Origin of the sequence: Escherichia sp. WS338, assembly GCF_046486405.1 — a bacterium.
GTDB lineage: Bacteria > Pseudomonadota > Gammaproteobacteria > Enterobacterales > Enterobacteriaceae > Escherichia > Escherichia coli.
Genome location: NZ_JBJQLL010000075.1, coordinates 1 through 4,454, shown reverse-complemented (window position 1 = coordinate 4,454; position 4,454 = coordinate 1). Strand labels below are relative to the sequence as shown.

The following is a 4,454-nucleotide window of genomic DNA, read 5'->3' as shown; positions in this document are numbered from 1 at the left end:
CATTGAAATCTGCGATGATGACTATGCCGGTATCCGCACCGGCGGGCGCGTGCTGGCGGTAAACAGCCAGACCCGGACGCTGACGCTCGACCGTGAAATCACGCTGCCATCTTCCGGCACCACGCTGATAAGCCTGGTTGACGGGCAGGGGAGTCCGGTCAGCGTGGAGGTTCAGTCCGTCACCGACGGCGTGAAGGTGAAAGTGAGCCGTGTTCCTGACGGCGTTGCTGAATACAGCGTATGGGGGCTGAAGCTGCCGACGTTGCGCCAGCGCCTGTTCCGCTGCGTGAGTATCCGTGAGAACGACGACGGCACGTATGCCATCACCGCCGTGCAGCATGTACCGGAAAAAGAGGCCATCGTGGATAACGGGGCGCACTTTGACGGCGACCAGAGCGGCACGGTAAATGGTGTCACGCCGCCAGCGGTGCAGCACCTGACCGCAGAAGTCACCGCAGACAGCGTGGAATACCAGGTGCTGGCGCGCTGGGACACGCCGAAGGTGGTGAAGGGCGTGAGCTTCCTGCTTCGCCTGACCGTGGCAGCGGATGACGGCCGTGAGCGGCTGGTCAGCACGGCCCGGACGACGGAAACCACTTACCGCTTCACACAACTGGCTCTGGGGAACTACAGGCTGACAGTCCGGGCAGTAAATGCGTGGGGGCAGCAGGGCGATCCGGCGTCGGTATCGTTCCGGATTGCCGCACCGGCAGCGCCGTCGCGGATTGAGCTGACGCCGGGCTATTTTCAGATAACCGCCACGCCGCATCTTGCCGTTTATGACCCGACGGTACAGTTTGAATTCTGGTTCTCGGAAAAGCGGATTGCGGATATCAGGCAGGTTGAAACCACAGCCCGCTATCTTGGCACGGCGCTGTACTGGATAGCTGCCAGTATCAATATCAAACCGGGCCATGATTATTATTTTTATATCCGCAGTGTGAACACCGTTGGCAAATCGGCATTTGTGGAGGCTGTTGGTCAGCCGAGTGATGATGCGTCCGGCTATCTGGATTTTTTCAAAGGAGAGATAGGGAAAACCCATCTGGCTCAGGAGCTGTGGACGCAGATTGATAACGGTCAGCTTGCGCCTGACCTGACTGAAATCAGGACGTCCATAACGGATGTCAGCAATGAAATAACACAGACCGTCAATAAGAAACTGGAAGACCAGAGTGCAGCGATCCAGCAGATACAGAAGGTTCAGGTTGATACAAATAATAACCTGAACAGCATGTGGGCAGTGAAGCTGCAGCAGATGCAGGACGGACGCCTTTATATTGCGGGTATCGGTGCCGGTATTGAGAACACCCCCGACGGCATGCAGAGTCAGGTGCTGCTGGCTGCAGACCGGGTGGCATTTATTAACCCGGCGAATGGTAACACCACTCCTGCACTGGTCACACAGGGCGGACAGACGTTTATTAATGAGGCGCTGATCAAGTTCCTTATTGCTCCCACGATTACCAGTGGTGGCAATCCTCCGGCATTCTCCCTGACACCTGACGGAAAGCTGACTGCTAAAAATGCGGATATCAGTGGCAGTGTGAATGCGAACGCCGGGACGCTCAACAACGTCACGATTAATGAGAGCTGTACTATTAAGGGGATGCTTGATGCTAACCAGGTGCGTGGTGATTTTGTAAAAACGACAGGGCATCGATTTCCGCACCCCGGAGAATACCCACAGGGTTCACTTACCGTTCATATTAAGGACGATCATGCCTTTGACAGGCAGATTATAATTCAACCAATCATGTACGGTGCGCCACCATATTTTAGTAGAAATGATGGCGCTAATATCTACGATACCTGCAGATTAATTGTGCGCAAAAATGGCAATGTAATCTATGACAAATCCACTAGTGGTTCGAAAAGGACAACAGTCGTGTACAGCAATATCATTGATATGCCAGTGGGGGACGGAGATGTAATATTAACATTTGAAGTTCAGTCGAGCGGCAGTGGAGAGCCCAGAACATGGATCAGTGATTTAATGGTCTCGGTAACGAAAAAAGCCGCATCCGGTATCAGTATCAGTTGAAATTTTTATAACCCCAATACGGGCGCCAGAAATGGCGCCTTTTTTATTGCAGAAAAGCGAGAGGTAATTATGCGTAAAGTTTGTGCAGCCATTTTTTCCGCAGCCATCTGTCTGGCCGTATCCGGTGCGCCTGCATGGGCGTCTGAACATCAGTCCACACTGAGCGCAGGGTATCTTCATGCCCGTACGAACGCACCCGGCAGCGATAATCTGAACGGGATTAACGTGAAATACCGTTATGAATTTACGGACACGCTGGGGCTGATTACGTCTTTCAGTTATGCCGACGCAGAAGATGAACAAAAAACGCATTACAGCGATACCCGCTGGCATGAAGATTCCGTGCGTAACCGCTGGTTCAGCGTGATGGCGGGGCCGTCTGTGCGCGTGAATGAATGGTTCAGCGCGTATGCGATGGCGGGGGTGGCTTACAGCTGTGTTTCGACCTTCTCCGGGGATTATCTGCAGGTGACCGACAGCAAGGGGAAAACGCACGATGTGCTGACCGGAAGTGATGATGGTCGCCACAGTAACACGTCTCTGGCGTGGGGGGCTGGCGTGCAGTTTAACCCGACCGAATCCGTGGCCATTGATATTGCTTATGAAGGCTCCGGCAGTGGTGACTGGCGCACTGACGGTTTCATCGTGGGTGTCGGTTATAAATTCTGATTAGCCAGGTAACACAGTGTTATGACAGCCCGCCGGTTCAGGCGGGCTTTTTTGTGGGGTGAATATGGCAGTAAAGATTTCAGGTGTACTGAAAGACGGCACAGGGAAACCGGTACAGAACTGCACCATTCAGCTGAAGGCAAAACGTAACAGTACCACGGTCGTGGTGAACACGCTGGCCTCAGAAAATCCGGATGAAGCCGGGCGTTACAGCATGGACGTTGAGTACGGTCAGTACAGCGTTATTCTGATGGTGGAAGGATTCCCGCCGTCACATGCCGGGACCATCACCGTGTATGAGGATTCAAAGCCGGGGACGCTGAATGATTTTCTCGGTGCCATGACGGAGGATGATGCCCGTCCGGAGGCACTGCGCCGTTTTGAACTGATGGTGGAAGAGGTGGCGCGTAACGCGTCCGCGGTGGCACAGAACACAGCAGCCGCGAAGAAGTCAGCCAGCGATGCCAGCACATCAGCCAGTGAGGCGGCAACCCATGCGACTGATGCTGCGGACTCAGCACGCGCAGCCAGCACGTCAGCCGGACAGGCCGCATCGTCTGCTCAGTCAGCATCTTCCAGCGCAGGAACAGCATCAACAAAGGCCACGGAAGCGTCAAAAAGTGCTGCCGCTGCAGAGTCCTCAAAAAGCGCGGCGGCCACCAGTGCCGGTGAGGCGAAAACGTCAGAAACGAATGCGGCAGCGTCACAACAATCAGCAGCCACTTCTGCATCCACTGCGACGACGAAAGCGTCAGAAGCCGCCACTTCAGCCAGAGATGCGGCTGCCTCCAAAGAGGCGGCAAAATCATCAGAAACGAACGCCTCCACAAGCGCCAGCAGTGCAGCTTCCTCGGCAACGGCGGCAGGAAATTCCGCGAAGGCGGCAAAAACGTCTGAGACGAATGCTAAGTCTTCTGAAACGGCAGCGGAACAGAGCGCCTCAGCTGCGGCAGGCTCGGAGACAGTAGCTGCATCATCGGCCCGTGAAGCATCCATTAAGGCAGAGGAGGCAGCAGCCAGTGCCACCGCCGCCGGGAAATCGGCAGAAAGCGCCGCATCGTCCGCTTCAACAGCCACAACGAAGGCTACTGAAGCCACTGAACAGGCCAGCGCAGCAGCGAGGTCTGCTTCTGCCGCGAAGACATCTGAAACAAACGCGAAAGCGTCGGAAACCAGTGCAGAATCCTCAAAAACGGCAGCCGCATCGTCAGCCAGTTCGGCGGCGTCATCGGCATCATCTGCGTCTGCTTCAAAAGATGAGGCGACCAGACAGGCGTCAGCGGCGGCAGAGAGTGCGTCAACGGCATCCACGAAGGCGACAGAGACGGCAGGAAGTGCGACGGAGGCAGCTCAGAGCAAAAATGCGGCTGAATCCGCGGCAACGCGCGCCGAGACAGCGGCAAAACGGGCAGAGGATATTGCATCCGCCGTGGCGCTTGAGGATGCGAGCACGACGAAAAAGGGGATAGTACAGCTCAGCAGTGCGACCAACAGCACATCTGAAACGCTGGCGGCAACGCCGAAGGCAGTAAAAGCCGCGTATGACCTGGCTAACGGGAAATATACCGCACAGGATGCAACAACAGCACAGAAAGGGATAGTACAGCTCAGCAGTGCGACCAACAGTACGTCTGAAACGCTGGCGGCAACGCCGAAGGCAGTAAAAGCCGCGTATGACCTGGCTAACGGGAAATATACCGCACAGGATGCAACAACAGCACAGAAAGGGATAGTACAGCTC

3 protein-coding genes are annotated in these 4,454 nt (G+C 55.4%); all 3 read left to right on the top strand.

The genetic code is table 11. The annotated features are described in order from the left end of the window. Positions 1-2,044, top strand: a 2,044-nt coding sequence (locus ACJHWT_RS25055) for a phage tail tip protein (RefSeq protein ID WP_410232376.1), incomplete at its 5' end; no start/stop codon positions are given. 69 nt (positions 2,045-2,113) lie between these two features. Continuing rightward, complete coding sequence (locus tag ACJHWT_RS25050) at positions 2,114-2,713, top strand: Ail/Lom family outer membrane beta-barrel protein (RefSeq protein ID WP_039022679.1); 600 nt, start codon at positions 2,114-2,116, stop codon at positions 2,711-2,713. A gap of 64 nt (positions 2,714-2,777) precedes the next feature. Next, positions 2,778-4,454, top strand: a 1,677-nt coding sequence (locus tag ACJHWT_RS25045; RefSeq protein ID WP_410232375.1) for a prophage tail fiber N-terminal domain-containing protein, incomplete at its 3' end; no start/stop codon positions are given.

Excerpts from the sequence above, each read along its gene's own strand:
- ACJHWT_RS25050 (WP_039022679.1), top strand. The coding sequence starts at position 2,114 with ATGCGTAAAGTTTGTGCAGCCATTTTTTCCGCAGCCATCTGTCTGGCC.